Source organism: Chitinophaga polysaccharea (assembly GCF_007829335.1).
Classification (GTDB): domain Bacteria; phylum Bacteroidota; class Bacteroidia; order Chitinophagales; family Chitinophagaceae; genus Chitinophaga; species Chitinophaga polysaccharea_B.
The window spans coordinates 1367249-1387743 of the sequence record NZ_VIWO01000001.1 but is presented as its reverse complement, the minus strand read 5'-3'; the positions used below and the strand labels follow the sequence as shown (position 1 = coordinate 1387743).

At 44.8% G+C, this 20495-nt stretch carries 19 protein-coding genes and 1 tRNA gene; 10 read left to right on the top strand and 10 right to left on the bottom strand.

Annotated features, from left to right (window positions below; genetic code table 11):
• Positions 1-306: 306 nt before the first annotated feature.
• Positions 307-1686: a hypothetical protein gene (locus FHW36_RS05885; protein ID WP_186452316.1), complete on the top strand. Its 1380-nt coding sequence runs from the start codon at positions 307-309 to the stop codon at positions 1684-1686.
• A gap of 7 nt (positions 1687-1693) precedes the next feature.
• Here the strand turns inward: FHW36_RS05885 and FHW36_RS05880 are convergent, their stop codons facing one another.
• The 6 genes from FHW36_RS05880 to dnaA all read right to left on the bottom strand — a co-directional run bounded on the left by FHW36_RS05880 (position 1694) and on the right by dnaA (position 8294).
• Positions 1694-2731, bottom strand: coding sequence for a UbiA family prenyltransferase (locus FHW36_RS05880; protein ID WP_186452315.1), 1038 nt, complete (start codon positions 2729-2731; stop codon positions 1694-1696).
• Between the two features lie 10 nt (positions 2732-2741).
• Positions 2742-3842 carry a glycosyltransferase family 2 protein gene (locus FHW36_RS05875; protein WP_145663738.1) on the bottom strand — a complete coding sequence of 367 codons (1101 nt, stop codon included), beginning with the start codon at positions 3840-3842 and terminating at the stop codon, positions 2742-2744.
• A gap of 6 nt (positions 3843-3848) precedes the next feature.
• Positions 3849-5030: a glycosyltransferase gene (locus FHW36_RS05870; protein WP_145663734.1), complete on the bottom strand. Its 1182-nt coding sequence runs from the start codon at positions 5028-5030 to the stop codon at positions 3849-3851.
• A 24-nt stretch (positions 5031-5054) separates the two neighbouring features.
• Positions 5055-5813: a hypothetical protein gene (locus tag FHW36_RS05865; protein ID WP_145663731.1), complete on the bottom strand. Its 759-nt coding sequence runs from the start codon at positions 5811-5813 to the stop codon at positions 5055-5057.
• Positions 5814-6568: 755 nt separating this feature from the next.
• Positions 6569-6657 (bottom strand) — tRNA-Ser (locus tag FHW36_RS05860).
• A 203-nt stretch (positions 6658-6860) separates the two neighbouring features.
• Positions 6861-8294, bottom strand: a complete 1434-nt coding sequence (gene dnaA / locus FHW36_RS05855; protein ID WP_079469646.1) for a chromosomal replication initiator protein DnaA — start codon at positions 8292-8294, stop codon at positions 6861-6863.
• Positions 8295-8847: 553 nt separating this feature from the next.
• On the opposite strand from dnaA, the gene FHW36_RS05850 reads away from it, so the two are divergent.
• The 4 genes from FHW36_RS05850 to FHW36_RS05835 all read left to right on the top strand — a co-directional run bounded on the left by FHW36_RS05850 (position 8848) and on the right by FHW36_RS05835 (position 13262).
• Entirely contained in the window at positions 8848-9228 is a 381-nt protein-coding gene (locus FHW36_RS05850) for a DUF3127 domain-containing protein (protein WP_145663729.1), read from the top strand.
• 151 nt (positions 9229-9379) lie between these two features.
• Entirely contained in the window at positions 9380-10942 is a 1563-nt protein-coding gene (locus FHW36_RS05845; protein WP_145663726.1) for an NAD(P)/FAD-dependent oxidoreductase, read from the top strand.
• 55 nt (positions 10943-10997) lie between these two features.
• A complete protein-coding gene (locus tag FHW36_RS05840) occupies positions 10998-11942 on the top strand; it encodes an ABC transporter ATP-binding protein (protein WP_145663723.1) in 945 nt (314 codons plus the stop codon).
• A gap of 15 nt (positions 11943-11957) precedes the next feature.
• Entirely contained in the window at positions 11958-13262 is a 1305-nt protein-coding gene (locus FHW36_RS05835) for an ABC transporter permease (RefSeq protein ID WP_145663721.1), read from the top strand.
• Between the two features lie 39 nt (positions 13263-13301).
• Here the strand turns inward: FHW36_RS05835 and FHW36_RS05830 are convergent, their stop codons facing one another.
• Together FHW36_RS05830 and FHW36_RS05825 are read right to left on the bottom strand one after the other, a co-directional pair.
• Positions 13302-14249: an NAD(P)H-dependent flavin oxidoreductase gene (locus tag FHW36_RS05830; protein ID WP_145663718.1), complete on the bottom strand. Its 948-nt coding sequence runs from the start codon at positions 14247-14249 to the stop codon at positions 13302-13304.
• 42 nt (positions 14250-14291) lie between these two features.
• Complete coding sequence (locus FHW36_RS05825; protein ID WP_145663716.1) at positions 14292-15284, bottom strand: sugar phosphate nucleotidyltransferase; 993 nt, start codon at positions 15282-15284, stop codon at positions 14292-14294.
• A gap of 242 nt (positions 15285-15526) precedes the next feature.
• On the opposite strand from FHW36_RS05825, the gene FHW36_RS05820 reads away from it, so the two are divergent.
• From FHW36_RS05820 to FHW36_RS05800, 5 genes are all read left to right on the top strand, one after another.
• Complete coding sequence (locus tag FHW36_RS05820) at positions 15527-16804, top strand: serine hydroxymethyltransferase (RefSeq protein WP_145663714.1); 1278 nt, start codon at positions 15527-15529, stop codon at positions 16802-16804.
• A gap of 154 nt (positions 16805-16958) precedes the next feature.
• Positions 16959-17792 (top strand): ABC transporter ATP-binding protein, encoded by an 834-nt coding sequence (locus tag FHW36_RS05815; protein ID WP_145663712.1) that lies wholly within the window; start codon positions 16959-16961, stop codon positions 17790-17792.
• A gap of 6 nt (positions 17793-17798) precedes the next feature.
• On the top strand, positions 17799-18614 hold the full coding sequence (locus FHW36_RS05810; protein ID WP_145663710.1) for a hypothetical protein: 816 nt from the start codon (positions 17799-17801) through the stop codon (positions 18612-18614).
• Positions 18615-18625: 11 nt separating this feature from the next.
• Entirely contained in the window at positions 18626-18997 is a 372-nt protein-coding gene (locus tag FHW36_RS05805) for a GntR family transcriptional regulator (protein ID WP_145663709.1), read from the top strand.
• A gap of 1 nt (position 18998) precedes the next feature.
• On the top strand, positions 18999-19679 hold the full coding sequence (locus FHW36_RS05800; RefSeq protein ID WP_145663707.1) for a hypothetical protein: 681 nt from the start codon (positions 18999-19001) through the stop codon (positions 19677-19679).
• Positions 19680-19812: 133 nt separating this feature from the next.
• On the opposite strand, the gene FHW36_RS05795 is transcribed toward FHW36_RS05800, so the two are convergent.
• Both FHW36_RS05795 and FHW36_RS05790 read right to left on the bottom strand, forming a co-directional pair.
• Entirely contained in the window at positions 19813-20184 is a 372-nt protein-coding gene (locus FHW36_RS05795) for a rhodanese-like domain-containing protein (protein ID WP_145663705.1), read from the bottom strand.
• Positions 20181-20495: a DUF3817 domain-containing protein gene (locus FHW36_RS05790; RefSeq protein ID WP_145663702.1), complete on the bottom strand. Its 315-nt coding sequence runs from the start codon at positions 20493-20495 to the stop codon at positions 20181-20183. The genes FHW36_RS05795 and FHW36_RS05790 overlap by 4 nt, the downstream gene beginning before the upstream one ends.

The window sequence follows — 20495 nt, the reverse complement described above, 5'->3', positions numbered from 1 at the left end:
ATCAGAACCTGGCGAACCGGGGCTTAAAATCTGCTTAAAAAGAAAAACAGCTTCCTATAAAAAGTACGAATTCATCTTTTAAAATCTTCTCAAAAAGAGCCTAAATAAGGCGTCAAAAACAAACTTTTTACCTGGTATTCAGTGGGCAACGGCCTGGATCATTATCTCCCTGGTACTCCTTCAGCGATACCGGATCAATATCCTGTACCTGGTAGGTCTCAGCGTATTGTCCGGATTATTGCGCCATCTCTTGCTGTAAAACTATTTGCCGGGCAGCGCGTTATTAATGAACCAACATCCTCTGTTATGACTACCAAAATAACTTCGCTAACCGACCTGCTAACCGCACTGGCCCATCATCAGCCTCAAACCCTGCAACTGCAAACGTCTATTCTTTGTCCATATGCTATTACGCTGCCACCTGGCTATACGCTCTGTGGCACCGATAAGGATAAATGTATGCTCAGCTTTAATAACAGTGATGGCATTGGCATCACTGCCAATAACACCATCAGAGACCTGACCATTATGACTACTCCTTCCTGCAGGGCTATTTTTTCGCATACTGGTCACCCTGATATGGGCACGATCACATTGCATAATCTATGTATTACCGGGCAGGTATCGGTGATGATACGGCAAGGTACCCATCGCCTGGTACTGCACGCCGGTGACATAGACATTGTGTCCTGCGATGCCCGCCGCTACAGCGAACAACCACAGAAATACGGGGTAAATGTTTACCAGGGTGCTTTTACCGTATATAATTTTAATGGAGATACCGCCAGCCACATCGAGGCCCGGTTGACTGATATCACAATAGGCCGGAAAAATGCCCCGGTCATTGGCTCAGGAATTTTCATCAGCGGATTTGGTGATAACGGGGGATGGGTTACCCTTCAAAAACTCACTACGGGCGCAATCTATTCCAACGGCATGCTTCCTTACGGCACTGCCGATATGATCACCGCGGCCGTGTTTATTGTATTTGGGGTAAAAGCGAAAACAGTAGTTCATCACGGCGAAATTGTAACCTATGGCGTAAATGATATGGTACTCGACACCTGGGGCGCTGTAGATACCTGGACTGCCCAGGAACAGCTAATCTCTCATGGTCCCAGCGGCATTGGCTTCGTTAACTTCGGCACCGTGGATACTTTCACTGCCAAAAAAGAAATCATTACCCATGGACCAGGTGCCCGGGGCTTCAATCAATATGACGGCACCGTTAAAAACATTCATCTCAAATCCATTACCACCCACGGCGATGGCTCCATCGGCATACAAATCAGTAAACCTATCGGCAGTATCCACATTGCGGAAAATATTACGACCCATGGCGGTATTGGCAACACCCTCGTAAAAGGTGTACTCATGCCGCTCCCCGCCATAGCTTTCAGTATCAAACCTGGCGGTGCAGTTGAAAGTTTTGCCGTACAGGGAGATATTACCACCTACGGTGCTAACGTAGATGCCTATACGATCGATGGAGGTAAACTGGAACATATCCAGGTAGCAGGTCTGATCAGCGCCCAGGGACCGAATGCCCATGCTATTGTAGTGAGTGCCGGCGGAAGTACGCCGCTCACCAATGTAACAGCAGGGGCGAAATCAGGCCAGGTGTTGGTGAATAATGGTGGAACGATTACGGATAAGAGTGGGTTTACGGAAGAGATAGTGTCATGATAACGTACTATATAACATCACCGGCTTTAACAACTTGCCTACGCAGCCGCCATAGCCGCCGATAATTATTAATGTTAAATACAGGGCGGAAAGTTTCTAGCAAGTATCTGGAAAATAACAACAGATGTAGCATCAATACCCACCAGCCGGCAGGTTGATCAATGGCAAACTTTATCAATAATGAAAGCGGGAAGAAAACCTGGTAATAGGTTGTCATTACCAACAGAGTATTGCTATTATATACGGACTGTATAATAACGGGCTTCCTTCCTGATAATTTATATTGAAGTAATGACCATACCAGGTACAATAGCAATCCTGTTCCCACCATCCAGTAGTGGAGCATCAGTAGTATAATAAATAAAGCCAATACTTCAAAAACCAGTATAACCCGTTGCCAGTATTTAAATTGTTGAGGATTTATGCTCGTGGCATAAGTATTTACGCCCGTCAGCAAATCATTATTACGGTCGCGAAACTGGTGCCACAAAATCCCGCGCAATCCCAATGCCAATGCCCACACTGCCACAATCATGAACCAGTAAAACTCAACTTTCCAATGCATGAAATAGCTGACAGCCGCCACCATCAGGCAGGTAGGGAAGAGATGTGCTCCCCCTGCATCTGCCAATACACCCAATATTCCTCTCTCTTTAAGGCGTACAGGTGGGAAAGAATACAAACTAAAGGCGATCCACGATAAGCCATACCATAGGAGAGACGGTATATCCGGATAAAAAAAACACATAAATGCAATGCCTCCCAATACACAGCACAGCGGAATCATGATCCGAAATGATGCCGGCAGCCGTGCCATATAATTATACTTACCGGCCTGGTTGTCGATGGCAATATCTGTTACATCATTGATAATGCTCACATAAATTGCCCCTACTATCAATGAAGACAAGACAATCAGTATCCCGGTAATTGACTTAAACAAAGAGCCATTATTCATCGCAACAGTAGCATATCCTACTGCCAATACCGGCGCCATTTTACTGATCCACCAATCATGCATCCGGATGATTTTTCTGAATCGCATACTGATAATTTTACGTCCTGGAGGAAGCATTTAATTTGCCATTTATCGTAAAATCTGGTATAGGTATCAGGTCCATTGTATATGGAGCTTTTTTCCTCACATATTTACTCCATACTTTCCTGATTCTCATTTTTGTCAATTCAATAATAACTAATAAAAAAACAGAAGAAGAGATGGGCGGTCTTTTGAATGGCATTCGTATACTTTTTGAGGCGACAATTCTTCTCTTAAATTGCCTGATGGCATAGCAAATGAATGCTTTAGCCCTATTATACCGAATTGTACCCAATTCCTCTTCAGTCAGTTTATGGCTGAATAACGCGAGAACAGTTTCCAAATCCTTTCCATACAATAATTCCATTAATTCAAAATAGTCCCGGCCATCACAAATATTCTTTCCGTCTCTTTGTTTAATCCATAGCCTTTCAAAAGTAAAGGATGCCTTGCATGCTTTCGACAATATAATATCCAGCAGCAAACACCAATCATCGGCAATATTCACTTGGTCATTCCATCCATTTTTCATGGAAGATCGGCGAAGTACCAGCGACGATGACGGAGATGGACATACATCGGTATATAATGATCTTAATTGCTCATTATCCAGATTTATCCACGCGTCATTTTTACCATGTGCATATGGATGCAGGAACCTGGCATGCAGAAAAAAGTCGTACCCCCGTCGCTCATCTTTAACGTGCAACCAGTTGGCAAATACGAAATCGAGTTGTTGCTTTTCCAGTTGCGCAATACACTTTTCCAAAAAGCAAGGGTGCCATATATCATCGGAGTCAAGGGAGGCAATATAACTGCCCTGCGCATACGCCAGCCCATTATTACGGGCTTTACCTTGCCCACCGTGCGTCTGCAGAATGTATTCCGCCTCTTTGTATTTGCGCACCAGCTCCTCAGTTAGATCTGTAGATCCATCGTCTACTACGATCAACTGTACATTGGGATAAGTTTGATAAAGCACGCTTTCTATAGCATCACTGATTGAGGCCGCCCTATTGTAGGTGGGAATAATAACGGATACCAGAGGGAATGTAATCGAGTCATTCATTGGATATACAATTCGATGATAAAAATTTATGTTCACTTGTTTGCCCATGTTAGCTCAGATGCTTGAAAAGACCTGCCTGTCCGTGAGTGAAATTATTTTCTTCGCAAATACCGATTCCGGAGATAAAGGGATACGGTGGGCTATACGCTGAGAGGCCGCAAGCCCCATGAGATGCCAGCGATGCCGGTTATTCCAGGCGCGCTCCATCGCTGCTTCAAAATCCGGTTCACTTGCCAGCCCCAGGTAGCCGGTAACCCCTTCCTCTATCATTTCACCGTTCCCGCCGGCTTTACTGGCAATTACCATTCGGCCTGCGGCCATGGCCTCCACGATTACCAATGGCATTCCTTCGCTACGGGATGGTAGTATAAATGCATGGTGCTCTTCACAGATCTTGCTGAAATCAGTTATCTGTCCTTTAAATTCAACCTTATCAACGTTTAATAAGGCCGCCATCTCTTTTAATCCTTCTTCGTCTATTCCTTTCCCGATAAAGGATATTTTCAAGTTTCTATTCTTCCAAAGAGGGCTTGCCATAATTCTTATTAAAATGTCCTGCCCTTTATCCAAGAGGAACAACCGTCCTACACAGGCCAGCCGGAATTCGTTCACCACTTGGGGATAAGGGACCAAGCGCTCTACTCGTAATGGGTTAAAGATGACCGAGGCATTATTAAAGCGTATGCCAAACTGCTCTTCCGTCAGCAACAGGTTATGCTTTGACACAAAAAAGCAATGCAGGGCATCTCTAAACACCCTGATCATATATTTTCGGTCACTTTGGGCCGGCCAGTAAAAATCTACCGCTTTATGCGATACAATCACATAGTGAATACCCAACTCATGACATACACTGGCATACCTAAGTCCGTCGAAGTTGATACTTTGACTTACTATTACAAGCGTGGGTGTATTGTTCTTGAGCCATTTTTTAAACCGGTATGGCGGGGATAAAATGTATTCAACACCAAATAACTTTCCATATATCTTATATAGTAACTTTGCTGCTTTATGTACCTTATCTTCTTTCGAAAAAGTACACAAATCAAAAAGGGTTACACCTGTTTTGGCCAATCGGATAAATTCCGGATGCTGCCTGTTAAGTTTTTTTCTAATTACGGATAAGGTATATCCTGCTTGCTGCAGGTAGGGAATACTTCTACACCATAGCTCCTCACAGCCTCCCCAATCATCTTCACAACTGGTAATAATCGCAATTCGGCGTATACTTTTCATTAGCTGATTATTTTTGGCAGTAAATCATTCTATTTTACTTTTCCGATATCTCACCAGGGCTTCCAGACAAAAAGCAGTAGTGATTTCTTCCGATCCAAAATGTGTATGTTCATTGCCGGCGGTATAATGCGACCATCGCTCCCAGCTTCCATATTCGTATTGCGCGGAGATAATATATTGCACTGCTTTGTCTGATACCAACGAACTGTGATGTAGATTCAGCAAGGTACATACCCCGAGCGCCGTATCCAGCAAAGTACTACCCAACCTACCATCACGGTGTGCAAGGGAAAGTATCCTGTCAATAATAGGTTGCCGGATAGCCTCTAGTTTATGGATACCATGGCAATAATTCCGTGAGAAAAAATAATAGATTACAAATGGGTTATTATACCATTTATCGCAGGTAGCTTCCTTATTTTCCCGGATGATATTGACAAGGAGATCCACCACCGGTTGCGTTGCTGGTATATCTCCCAGATAAAACAAAACATTGGCATTGATGCCGGCATCTATATCAGAATAGCTGCAATTGGTTTGATACCAGTAAACGAAATGCCATACAGGACTGAATAAAACATGTGCTGCGATACGCAAAAAACGCAGGCTGTAGGACGAACTTAGCCTGGGTACTATCCAGGTATAAAAAAGCCCCTTCCGGTTTCGATTGGCCAATACGATCCTGGTGGCTATCCTGTCGCTCTCCTGATGCAGATTCCGTTCCCTCAATACCCATGCAGCCAGGGAAGTGCTATCCACGTCAAATGGCAGCCAGGGAAACATTATTTGTGTTTTACTAAGAAAGTTCCATACCCCATATTGCCGGTGGGCAGTTAAAAAATGAATCGACTTTTTTATCATTTCCTCCGCTTCCGGATAATCAGATAAAAAAGACAGGGAGTAACAGATAAGCGATGTATTATAAGTAATGCTTATGGAGGAGCATGCCCCGGTTATATCTTCTCTATTGGATACATAATTGAGAAATTCTCCGTGATGAAGCTGGTGCCTGGATAGAAAAGATATTCCCTTTGCAATACTACTATCAATAGTTGCAGGAAAAGTACTCATTCAACAATCAATTTTTCCGCCACGTGGGCTGTGTATGCTTAATTAGCAGCGCCTGGTCTTATTCCGGTAATACTGATTCTTGGTATGATTGACGCGGGATCAACTTCCGCATCCTGAAGATGTAGCTGTGCCGTGCTCCGTATGAAGGGCAATTATGTAGATGCGACTGCATCCTCACTATTGTCTTTCATGCGCGTGGATGCCTGTTGAGTGATCATCGATTGCCTGTAATGCATATAGATAATTATTTTGAGGTTTGCGTATACGTCATTCGATTTCGGATGATGATGCTTATTATATCTGTCGATTACTGGGGCGGGTTGACAAAAATCCTGGATGAAATCAACTGGAATAGTAGAATAAAATATCGAACCTTGGTATAGATAAATGATTGGTTCGTAATATAATAAAAAAAGCTTGTAAAACCATGTTCTACAAGCTTTAGCTATTTTAGATATGCTTCTTTGCGGAGAGAGAGGGATTCGAACCCTCGGTACAGTTTAACCCGTACGACGGTTTAGCAAACCGTTCCTTTCGGCCACTCAGGCATCTCTCCGTATTTCCCAGAAGGGGTTGCAAAAATAAACAAAGTTTTATATTCTCCAAAAGCATTTTCATTTTTTTATAAAAAATTTGAAAACCATACCATTATCTGTCTATCTAAACACGCTACCATGGCCATTTACATATCATAAAAAAGTGATGCCATTCTAAAGAAGAATGGCATCACTAAAATAGGTTATTGGGGGGAGATAGGCCTTACATAGCGGCCAACTGTACTTTCTGCTGTAATTCAATCACGCTGTCACGGAAATTATTATCTGTATCCATCAGGTCTTTTACGGTTTGGCAACTATGTATCACAGTTGTGTGATCCCGTCCGCCAAAATGTTCACCGATCGTTTTCAAAGAGTTTTTGGTAAATGATTTCGCCAGGTACATGGTAATCTGCCGGGCCTGCACAATTTCACGTTTCCGTGTTTTCTGCAGCAACTTATCGTATGGTACGTCAAAGTATTCACATACCATTTTCTGGATGCTTTCTATCGTAATTTCTTTGGAAGACGTTTTTACAAAAGACTTCAATACCCGCTTGGCCAGCTCCAGGTCTATTTCCTTACGGTTCAGCGACGACTGTGCCAGCAATGAAATCAATGCGCCTTCCAGTTCACGTACGTTTGTCTGAATATTGTACGCTACATACTTCACTACCTCCTTCGGCATTTCCAGTCCGTCGTTCCGCATTTTCATTTCCAGGATTTCCATCCTGGTTTCAAAATCAGGAATCTGGATATCTGCACTTAATCCCCAGCGGAAACGGCTCAACAGCCTCTCCTGTACACCGTCAAGGTCTTTCGGCGCCTTATCAGAGGTGAGGATCAGTTGCTTACCTGACTGGTGTAAGTGGTTGAAGATCGCAAAGAAAGCATCCTGCGTTTTCTCCGCCCGCGCAAAGAATTGTATGTCATCTACAATCAATACATCAATCAACTGGTAGAAGTGAATAAAATCGTTAATGATATTATTCTTGGAGTGATCAATAAACTGGTTGATGAATTTTTCTGCGCTCACATATAACACCGCCTTATTGGGGTGAATGCGCTTAACATCATTACCTACCGCCTGTGCCAGGTGCGTTTTACCAAGACCTACCCCTCCGTATATTACCAACGGATTAAAAGAAGTGCCCCCGGGCTTCTCTGCCACGGTTTTACCCGCACGCCTGGCTACACGATTACTGTCTCCCTCTACATACGCATCAAACGTATAATTTGGATTGAGCTGTGAATCAATTTGCACCCTTTTAATGCCCGGGATAACAAACGGATTCTTCACCGGGTTGTGAATCGTTAAAGGGAAATCTACTTCATTGTCTTTCTGAGGTTTGGTAAACTGCGTGGGCATGTTTACAGTTCTGGGATGCTGATGTGGTGTACCGTTCTCGACTACAATGCGATACTCCAACCGGGCTTCTTTTCCTAATTCTCTTTTGATGGTTTTTCCTAACAATCCCACATAATGCTCCTCAAGGTATTCATAAAAGAATTGGCTGGGGACCTGGATGGTTAAAACATTGTTTTCAAGTTTAATGGGTTTAATTGGTTCAAACCATGTCTTAAACGGCTGCCATTCTACTATATCCCTAATTATATTAAGACACTTTTCCCAAACTTGTTCGCAAGTTTTATTCATTGAGATAAAAAAAATTAGTTGTTTCTTAATTAAGGATGCTTAGTTCTCGAATTCGAAATTCCCCAACGCAGGAAGTTGAAAAATTTTCAGACAGGATGACGAATATCTGTAGAAAATGTTGAAAAAAAAAATTTATCTACCCTTGTTTATGTTATCCTGATTACAGTTTGCCTAAACTCCTCTTTCCGCTGCTGCCGGGGCTTTACAACCCAGACGTGACAAGGTTTTCACTACTATGAACCCCGTTGATTAACAGTACCTTTATCCTGGTCATTCTCCTTTTTATCATAAATATGGATATATAACTGATAAAATAATATTGTATCCTTGTCAACAAAAAAAATCGTCCACTGGTAAAGTGTGAGATATTCACACTTTTTCCGGAGAGGGTGCAAAACTATGTTAGTATCTCCATTTAAAAAAATGTGTTTAGGGGTAGTAATTATGGAAGTATTTAATTATAACCGCGCGCACTGGTATTAATAAAAAATATTTGCCCGCACTAAGTCGAATACCTTATCTTTGACCCTTCTGAATTTAAAATAATTTTTCTATGAGTTTTGAAATTACCGGAAAGCTGATTGTGAAGTACAATACGGTACAGCGTAGCGAAACTTTTAAAACAAGAGAGTTCGTTATTGAGAAGTCTGACGACATCAATGGCCGTGTTATTAACAACTATATTAAATTTCAGTCGGTACAAGACCGCACTGGTATTGTAGACCGGTTCAATGAAGGTGAAAACGTTAAAGTTTATTTCAATATCAAAGGCACCCGGTGGGAGAAAGATGGTAAAGTAAATTACATCACTAACCTGGATGCATGGCGCATGGAATCTGTAATGGCAGCTCCCGCTCCCGGCGCAGATCCACAACCTAACTACAATACACCGCAAATGCCAGCCGGCGACGGTGGAGACGATTTACCGTTCTAATTAGCATAAAAGCATAAAGAAAAAAGCAAAAAGCTATTGTGGAGATTGATCGAAGCGAATTTTAAATACTCGCTAAGCTCTTCTCCACAATAGCTTTTTGCTTTCTGCTTTATGCTTTAGCCTTTTCTTTCCTATCTTCGCCCCTGCTAATATGATACAACAAATATCTCTCAAACTACTGCCGGCAGATGCCGCCTCTCATACATCTATCATAGCACATGCAGCCGCTGCACTGAGTGTAAAACCTACGGACATCACGGGATTCAACCTGCTCAAACGCTCTATAGACGCGCGCTCCAGGCAGGGAGTGTTCTTCATACTTACTCTCGAGGCCTTTATCAGTGAGCCATTTGTTGAAAAACAACATCCCCACCCGGTATACCCATCCCTGCCCGCCAATGCCCCCCGCGTACTTATCGCCGGCGCCGGCCCCGCAGGACTCTTTGCCGCATTACGCCTCATCGAAGCAGGTATCAAACCCATTATCCTCGAACGGGGAAAGAACGTAAAAGACAGACGCCGCGACCTCGCCGCACTCAATAAAACCGGTATCGTAAACCCCGACTCCAACTACTGCTTCGGCGAAGGCGGCGCGGGTACCTACTCCGACGGAAAACTATATACCCGGTCTAATAAACGCGGAGATATTAACCGTATCCTCAATATATTCGTACACTTCGGCGCAGAAGATAAAATCATGATCGATGCGCACCCGCATATTGGCACTAACAAACTCCCGCATATCATCACCGCCATGCGGGAACAAATTATCAACAGCGGAGGAGAAGTACACTTCGGGCAAAAGGTAAGTGCCATCCGCATCAGCAACGGCGCCGTTACCGGCGTACAAACCGCCTCGGGAGAAGTGTTTGAAGGCAAACAACTGATCCTCGCCACCGGCCACTCCGCCCGCGATATTTTTATCATGCTCCACCAGCAAAACATTTTGCTGGAAGCCAAACCATTCGCACTCGGCGTCAGGATAGAACATCCACAGGCCCTGATCGATAGCGCCCAATACCACTGCGACGCCCGCGGCCAATACCTGCCACCCGCCAGCTATAGCCTGGTAGAACAGGTAGAAGGAAGAGGCGTATTCTCTTTCTGTATGTGCCCCGGCGGCATCATTGCTCCAGCAGCCACCGACCCCGGCGAACTCGTGGTCAATGGCTGGTCACCCTCCAAACGTAACAACCCCTTCGCTAACTCCGGCATGGTGGTAACGGTAGATGAAGCCGACTTCGCTCCCTTCGCGCAACACGGCCCCCTCGCCGGTATGTACTTCCAGCAGTCGGTCGAAAAAAAAGCCTATGTGGCCGGCGGCGGCAACTTCGTAGCTCCCGCGCAACGCATGACCGATTTTGTCCAAAAAAAAATATCCACCTCCCTGCCCGAATGCTCCTACATCCCAGGCCTGCAAAGCGCCGACCTGCGTACCGTACTGCCTAAAGTAGTACACCAGCGCCTCGCCGGCGCCTTTAAAGCATTTGGACGCAAAATGAAAGGCTATTACACGGAAAATGCCGTACTGGTAGCTACCGAATCACGCACCTCTTCACCTGTACGTATTCCCCGCAACAACGACACCCTCGAACACCCACAGGTGGCCGGACTATATCCCTGCGCAGAAGGTGCCGGATACGCCGGCGGTATCGTATCGGCCGCCATGGACGGCGAACGCGTAGCCGCTATGATCGCTGCCAAATGGCAATAAATTTTGTATGAGATATTATAATTAATTATTGCTGATTAATTACTAATTTTTCATCATGAACCTACTCGAAGTTAAACACCTGAAAAAACATTATGCCACCCACAAAGCGGTTGATGATGTTAGCTTTGACATACAACAGGGCAGCATCTTCGGCTTACTGGGACCCAATGGCGCAGGCAAAACAACCCTCCTGCGCATGATTACCGGCATCTTCTACCCCGATGAAGGACAAATTCTTTTCAATGGTAAAAAATTTGATCCCGAAAACGATGTCCGCCACATCGGCTACATGCCGGAAGAACGAGGCCTCTATAAAAAAATGATGGTAGGCGAACAAACACTCTACCTCGCCCAACTCAAAGGCGTCCCCAAAAAAGAAGCCGTAGAAAAAATCAAATACTGGTTCGATAAGTTTGATATCAACTCCTGGTACAACAAAAGAATCGATGAACTCAGCAAAGGCATGCAACAGAAGGTACAATTCATCTCTACCATCCTGCATCAACCCAAACTGCTGATACTCGATGAACCCTTCTCCGGCCTGGACCCGATTAACTCCAACCTGATCAAACAGGAAATCTTTCACCTAAGCCAGCAAGGCACTACCATCATATTTTCTACCCACCGCATGGAACAGGTGGAAGAAATATGCGATCATATCCTGCTGATCAACAAAGGTCATAAAATACTGGATGGTAGTGTTAAACAAATACAACAGGACTTCAAACAGGGACTCTTTAAAATTGGTCTCGGTACCATGCCCAACCCTGCACAAATGGCTACCTATCATTTTACCATTGTGCAAACACACGATAAAGCATTTACGGTAAAAATGAATGAAGACAGCACCACTAACGATATCCTGCTGCACTTCATCCGCCAGGACATTCCTGTTACCTATTTCGAAGAAATTTTACCTTCTATCAACGAAGTATTCATCACCCAGGTACAACAAACGGAAAACAGCCGCAATAACGTAGCTGCTGCACCACTCACCTGATCATCCTGCTTGTTTATGGAAAAAATATGGCTCATCATAAAAAGAGAATTTATTACCCGTGTGCGCAAAAAGTCGTTCCTGGTCACTACTTTGCTGGTACCGCTGGCCTTTGCTGCCATGATCATTGTTCCCATCCTGCTGGCCACTTCCTCCAGTGAGCACAAACTCATTGCAGTGGTAGATAACAGCCAGCTATTCGAAAACAAATTCCCCGACTCTAAAGGCGTTTATTTCAAATACCTGCACCAACAGAACATCGACAGCCTGAAGCAACACTATGAAGAGCTGGGCTACGAAGGCGTATTATATATACCCGAATTTGATATCAACCGCCCCTCCGGCTTTGAATTCTACAGCAGCGGGCAGGCCAGCGTTACCATGGAAAGCAGTATCAACAGCGATATCAATAGCATTATTGAAAAAAAACGCATGGAACTGCAAGGTATTGATCAATCCAAACTCGATGGCATCAAGTCGGATGTGGAAGTGACCTTCAAAAACGGGAAAGAAGGCAAGAAAGGCAGCTCCTGGGTGGCCTATGGCGTTGGCTATGCCTCCGGGTTTATTATCTACTTTATCCTGTTACTGTTTGGAACCTCTGTGATGAGAGGGGTGATGGAAGAAAAAGTAAGCCGCATTGCCGAAGTAATGATCTCCAGCGTAAAGCCCTTTCAGCTGATGATGGGCAAAATCATTGGTATTGCAGCAGTAGGCCTGTTGCAGTTTCTCATCTGGGGCGTGCTCATCACCGCCATCTATTCCCTCATTCCTTTGTTCGTTTCCCCGGAAAGTATGCAGGCCGCGGCCCAGGGTAGCCAGGCCATGTCGCAGAGCGAACAGGCGGAAGTGGTAAGACGGATCTCCGAAGTAGTGGGCAGTATTCAATGGAGCCTGCTGCTCCCTTGCTTTGTATTGTATTTCCTGGGAGGATACCTGTTTTATTCTTCGCTGTATGCCGCTATTGGCAGCCTTGCCAATGAAGATGCTGCAGATATACAGCAACTTACCATACCAGTAACAGTACCCATCATCATCGGTATCATGATTATGATGAAGGCCGTGCACGATCCCACCAGCTCCCTGGCAGTATGGGGCAGCATTATTCCGTTCACCTCTCCCATGGTGATGATGGCCAGGTTGCCTTATGGCGTACCAGGTACCGTGCCTTACTGGCAACTGGGCCTTTCGTTCGTTTTCCTGATAGGCGGATTTATGACCACTACCTGGGCCGCTGGCCGGATCTACCGCACGGGTATCCTGATGTATGGTAAGAAAATTACGCTGAAAGAAGCAATGAAGTGGGTGGTAAGAAAACCTTAAAATCATACGCATCCCGCTCCCATAGGGCGGGATGCAACACTATATATCGATATTTTTAAGCCGCTGCATGGTTTCCCTGAATTCGGCCACCATATCAGCTAATACTGTGGCCGCGGGTTTTATCTCATGTATCAGTGCGCTCACCTGGCCTATTTCCAGCTCCCCCTCTTCCAGGTTGCCTTCAAACATTCCTTTTTTAGCCCGGGCGCGCCCCAGCAATGCCTGTAAGGCAGCAGCGTCTGCACCACTGTCTTCCGCGGCTTTAACGGCGTTATAGAAGCTGTTCTTTAGCAATCGCACCGGTGTCAGCTTTTTCAGGCTAAGAGAAGTATCGCCTTCTTTCGCCGCTACCACTGCCTGTTTAAAGTTGATATGGGAAGATGCTTCAGGGGTGGCTACAAAACAGCTGCCTACCTGTACTCCAGACGCCCCCAAGGCAAAAGCCGCTGCCATGGCTTTTCCTGACCCAATACCCCCTGCAGCAATCACGGGTATTTTCACCTGTTCACATACCGCTGGAATCAGTACCATCGTGGTGGTTTCCTCTCTGCCATTATGCCCGCCGGCTTCAAAACCTTCTGCTACCACTGCATCTACACCGGCAGCTTCGCTTTTACCGGCAAACAGGGCGCTGGACACCACATGCACCACTTTAACACCGGCTGCTTTCAGCACAGGCGTCCACGTTTTAGGATTGCCGGCAGACGTGAATACAATTTGTACTTTCTCTTCCAGGATAATATCCATCAGCTGATCGATATCGGGATACAGTAACGGTACATTTACCCCAAAGGGCTTATCAGTAGCTTGTTTGCACTTTTGTATATGTTCCCGTAAAACATCAGGATACATGCTACCCGCGCCTATCAAACCCAAACCACCCGCATTGCTAACGGCACTGGCTAAACGCCATCCGCTTGCCCAGATCATACCTGCCTGGACAATGGGATATTGAATATTAAATAAGGAAGTGATACGGCCATTCATAGCCACGAATATACGATAAAGCAGAAAGCGTAAAGCCTAAAGCTATCCCAGGTCTATTTCTGTATTGTCGCCGATATTCAGACTCTGGCTCAATCCCCGGATATTGGCATCACTACCAATCAACGATGACTTTAATACTACCTCATACAGGTTACTGAAAGAACCGATAATGGAGTCTTTTACAATAGAGTAGTTGATCACAGTATTATCGCCAATGGCTACATTGGGGCCAATAATGGCGTTTTTAATATTACAGCCTTCACCAATACTTACCGGGGGAATGATAATGGTATTTTCGTAAGGTAATACCGGGTTACTGGCCAGTTTATATTTTTTCAGCAGGATGGCATTTGTTTCCAGCAAAGTATCCTTACGGCCACAGTCAAACCAGTTCGATACCTTAAAGCCGTTAAACTGTACACCGTGCTCTATCATACATTCCAGCGCATCGGTCAACTGGAACTCATCATGCGATTTTATCTTATTATCGATATTGTTTTGCAGGCAATCGAAGAGTTGTTGCGTTTCTTTGATCTTGTAAAGTCCCACCAGGGCGAGGTTTGACTTAGGTATCTGTGGTTTCTCCACTACACGGGTTATCCGGGCCTGGTCGTCGAGTTCTGCTACGCCGAAATTACGGGGATCATCTACTTTTTTCAGTCCCAGCATGGAGTACGGGGAAGCAATTACTTCTTTGAAGTCACATTCACAGATAGTATCTCCCAATACGATCAATATCTCATCGTTACCCACTACCTCACGGGTCAGTAACATGGCGTGGCCGGTACCTTCGCGGCTTGCCTGATGTACAAAATGACAGGTGAGCTTAGGATATTTCTTTTCAACGTAGTGTTGGATTTTCTCGCCCAGGTAGCCTACCACGAATACAAATTCAGAAATCCCGGCCTCCACCAGCTGATCAATGATAATACTGAGTATGGTTCTGCCGGCTAAAGGTATTAATGCTTTGGGCTGGGTATATGTATGTGGACGAAGTTTGGTGCCTGCCCCTGCCACTGGTATTATTGCCTTCATTGAGTGTTGTAGTTAGGATTGCGAGTACGCTCGAATGCCGCGAAAATAGGCAAAAAAGAGCAAAAAGCTAAAAGGATAAAGCAAAAAGCTATTATCGCGGATCACTCATACCGCCAATTATTTGCATGAATGATACGTAATAGCAGATTTTTGCCTGCTGCTGTCGCTTTTGTTTTCCCGCTTTGGGCTTTTCTTGCAATTCATCAGACTATCATTTATTTTTGCGTCAAATTTAAGGCAACATGCAAAGAGACCAGCAAATATTTGATTTAATCGGCCAGGAATTGGAGCGTCAGCGCCATGGCATCGAGTTAATTGCTTCTGAAAACTTTACCAGCTTACAGGTAATGCAGGCGATGGGGCAGGTGATGACGAATAAATACGCCGAAGGCTACCCTGGCAGAAGATATTATGCCGGCTGCGAAATTGTAGACCAAAGCGAACAACTGGCGATCGACAGGGCTAAACAAATATTTGGCGCAGCATACGTGAATGTACAGCCACATTCCGGCGCACAGGCCAATGCAGCAGTAATGCTGGCTATCCTCCAACCCGGCGACAAAATCCTGGGACTGGATCTGAGCATGGGCGGTCACCTTACCCACGGTTCTGCAGTAAACTACTCCGGTAAACTTTATCAGCCTCATTTCTACGGTGTTAACAAAGAAACCGGCCTCGTAGAATACGATAAAATGGAAGAAATTGCCCAACGCGAAAAACCCAAACTGATTGTTTGCGGTGCTTCTGCCTATAGCCGTGACTGGGATTATAAACGTATCCGCGAAATTGCCGACTCTGTAGGCGCTTTCGTAATGGCAGATATCGCCCACCCGGCTGGTCTGATTGCGAAAGGATTACTGAACTCTCCATTTGCACATTGCCATTTCGTTACTACCACTACCCACAAAACACTGCGCGGTCCCCGCGGCGGCATGATCATGATGGGCGCCGATTTCGAAAATCCATTTGGCCTGAAAACACCAAAAGGCGAAATCCGCATGATGAGCTCCCTCATTGATACTGCCGTATTCCCTGGCATCCAGGGCGGCCCGCTGGAACATATCATCGCTGCGAAAGCCGTTTCCTTCTTCGAGATCCTGTCTGACGACTACACTGTATACGCCAACCAGATCCTGAAAAATGCACAGGCCATGGCTAAAAGCCTGGTAGGTAAAGGCTATGAAATCATCTCCGGCGGTACCGATAACCACCTGATGCTGATTGACCTCCGCAATAAAAATATCTCCGGTAAAAAAGCCGAACAAACCCTCGTTAAAGCGGATATCACCGTTAATAAAAACATGGTGCCCTTCGATGATAAATCGGCTTTCGTTACCTCCGGTATCCGTGTAGGCGTTCCCGCTATCACTACCCGTGGACTGAAAGAAGGTCACATGGAACAAATCGTAGACTGGATCGATCAACTGATCCTGGATTCAGATAACGAAGCACTGATCACTAAAGTAAGAGGAGAAGTAAATACCTTCATGAAACAGTTTGCCCTGTATCCTGAATTATAATAACGTACCCTCACAAATATATATAAGAGAGGAAGTCTGTATACAGGCTTCCTCTCTTTATTTTATCAAGCTCCCCCAAAATTTATTTTGATATTTAAAAAATACTTCTACCTTTATAGTGTACTAGTAAAATAGTACACTAAACCACGATAATATGATTAACATCCAATCCCTGTCATTCAGCTACCGGAAAAACAAGCCCCTTTTCGACAATCTCCAGCTACGGCTGGAAGCGGGGCATATTTACGGATTGCTGGGAAAAAACGGTGCAGGCAAATCTACTCTCCTGAAACAGATGGCCGGCTTGTTGTACCCCGACAAAGGCACCTGCGAAGTAATGGGCTATGCTGCCGCGAAAAGACAACCCGCCTTCCTACGCGAAATATTCCTGGTACCGGAAGAGTTCTACCTGCCCAGGGTGAGCATTACCCGCTATGTGAATACGTATGCGCCCTTTTACCCCAACTTCGACCAGGGCGCTTTCTTCAGCTACCTCAAAGAATTCGACATTCCCCGGGATCATATGCTCACTGAAATGTCTTACGGGCAAAAGAAAAAAGTGCTCATCAGCTTCGCCCTGGCCACCAATACGAAAGTGCTGATCATGGACGAACCCACCAACGGCCTGGACATCCCGTCTAAAAGCCAGTTCCGTAAAGTAATTGCCGCCGCCGTGAGTGAGGATAAATGCATTGTTATATCCACGCACCAGGTACGCGACCTCGACAACCTGATCGACAGCATCGTGATCATCAACGACCATAAGATCATTTTCCGGGAAGATGTGCAAACGGTAACGGATAAGCTGAGCTTCAAAACTGTGAGCCGTATAGAAGAGTCTACCGGTGTACTGTTTGCCGACAGCAATCTGCGGGGACATACCATCATTACCCGCAATACCGGCCAGGAACATAGCAAAATAGATATGGAACTGCTATTCAATGCTATTCTCACTAACCACCAACCTATCCAGGAAATATTCAACTAATTGCCCATGCAACCAAATAACTTTTTCAGCCTGCCGCGTATGCAGCTCTACCTGCAAAAACATATTACGGATCATTACCGTTTTTACCTGATGGGAATGGCCGCTATTTTCGGCCTATCCACCATCATCCCCGTTCTAATGGTATTGTTCAACGGCGATGCCTTTACCCGGATGAATGAAATAGCGCCGATTTACTACATGGGCCTGTTCTTCGGTGGAACACTGCTTACCAGCAGGTCCTTCAATGAACTGGGCAACAAGGAAAAAGGGATCGACTTCCTGATGATACCAGCTTCTCTGTTTGAGAAATTCATCACGGTACTTTTGTTTACCACAGTAGGCTATTTCCTGTTTTATCATCTCAGCTTTTACGGTACCTATAAAATCATCAATGGTATAGAACTGACCCTGCGTCATAAGCCCATTGAGCTGAATTACCAGTTTCTCAGCGACCCCGATGAAAAAAAGTATATCTATTATGCTTACTTCCTCCTGCAGGCCGCCTTCTTACTGGGCGCCACCTATTTTCATAAAATCTCTTTTATTAAAACAGTGCTCTGCATATTTCTTTTTGCGTTGGGTCTCTATTTCGTTAACTGTATCTTGCTGACTTTTGTGTTCGGATTTGAAAAAGATATGTGGAAAAGAGGGATGCCATTTATACTCGTTATTAAACAAACAGGCGGCCCACAGGTATGGCATACTACCACCTATTTCATCCCGGTTTGGCTACAGAACATATACCTCTTCGCCTTCAAGTTTTTGTTAGCCCCCATTTTATGGACGATTGCCTTTTTTAGGTTGAAAGACCAGGAAATTTAAATTATTGAGAGATGGAATTCAAAGATACCCAGGCAATATACGTGCAGATCGCAGACTATATCTGTGAGCAGGTATTGCTCAGTAAATGGCAGACCGAAGAACGCCTGCCCTCCGTCAGGGAACTGGCCGTACTACTGGAAGTAAATCCCAATACGGTGATGCGCACCTGTGAGCTATTGCAACAACAGGAAATTATTTACAATAAAAGAGGAATCGGCTATTTCATCAGCGCTGATGCGGTAAAGAAAATAAAGCAATACAAAAAAGAAGCTTTCATCACCAATGAATTACCCAGCTTCTTCCGCAGCATGTACCTGCTGGACCTCGACCTCGATGAACTGAAACCCCATTTTGAGAAATTCAAAAAATCAAACTTTAACTAACATGAAAACGAGCAATCAATTACTCCTGGGATTCATGGGACTACTGGTAATAGGCATGCTGTTTTCTGCCATTATACTGAAAGCGGGCTATAACAAAGGCATCACCAACAATCCGGCATACGACAAGCGGCAAAAGCCCGATCCTGATTATACCAAGGCCTCCCTTCCGCCATTCAAAGCCCTGGTATTAACCAGCCCAGCAGGACTCACCCCCGGCAACAACACCCCTCCTGATGTGGTTATTAACGCGGCAGCAGATTATAGCCTGGAGTCATACAAAAATATAGTATCACATCAATCGGGTGACACCCTGTTTATCGATATCCGGAAAATGCATGACATTACGGTAAATTGCCCATCGTTGAATTACATCCATAACACCAGCAGCTGCAATATTTTCATGCACGGCCTGGTATTTAATCAACTGGATATGTACGGAGGCCCACATGTACGCTCCTACTTTAATGATGTAACCGTGAGGCGCTTAAATTATACGGGCGACACTACCAATGTTCTGGAATTCGGCGAAGTTGCGAACCTGGATTCAGTAAATATTATCATGCATAAAAATGGATCACTCTATCTCTATACGTCTTACAACTATGGAGATATCAAGGTAGATAGTCTCGCCAACCTGACTATAGCCGGGAAGGCGGTCAACAGCCTGAAGAAAATGAATTAACACCTTTCATACATTTAGCAATAAATATTCTATCTAAAAAAACGGGCCTGTTGTTTAACAGGCCCTTCTTTTAAATAGAAATCTTCAAGCCAGGCAGTAGCTATCGCGTACACGCCTGTTTTAAAAGCCATCATCACTTCTTATTTTTCTGCCCGGTTACAATTTTTTCCAGATCCGTCCAGGCGCCGCCATTAAAAACATGCTTAAATCCCCTTTCTTTTAGAATGGCTTCCGCTTTCACACTTCTTAAACCGTGCGAACAACACGTGATGTAAGTCTTACCGGAATCGAGTTCAATGTACCTTTCCCGGATTGTTCCCAATGAAATATTGATTGCGCCTTCAATATGCCCCATGGCATATTCATTCTCCGTCCGAACATCTAATATGATTGCCCCATTTGCAATTTCAGTGGATAAGCCTTTGTCAAGCGTAGCAAAACGATAGGTTCGATACGAAACGTATAGTAGTAAAAGTACACCTGCTATTATTAAACCTGTTTTCATTCTTTCTCTTTGAGTTTGCTTAGAATGCGGCTGTCAATGTAAAAGGTCCCGAATGGAATGAAGCAAGCCAAAATAACTCTCCAGGTGGTTGTTTTGAATTTCCAGTTTTGTTCCACGCCAACGCTTAATGTGTTGAACAAAAAGAGTAAAAATATTGCTCCGTGAATGGGGCCGAGTGCCTTTGACAGGCTTGGGTTTCCGAAGTAATACTTCATTGGAACGGCTACAAAAACCAATACTAACAATGAAATCCCTTCCAGGTAGCCAATAATTCGTAATCTTCCGATTTTTGTTTTAAATAACTCTTTCAT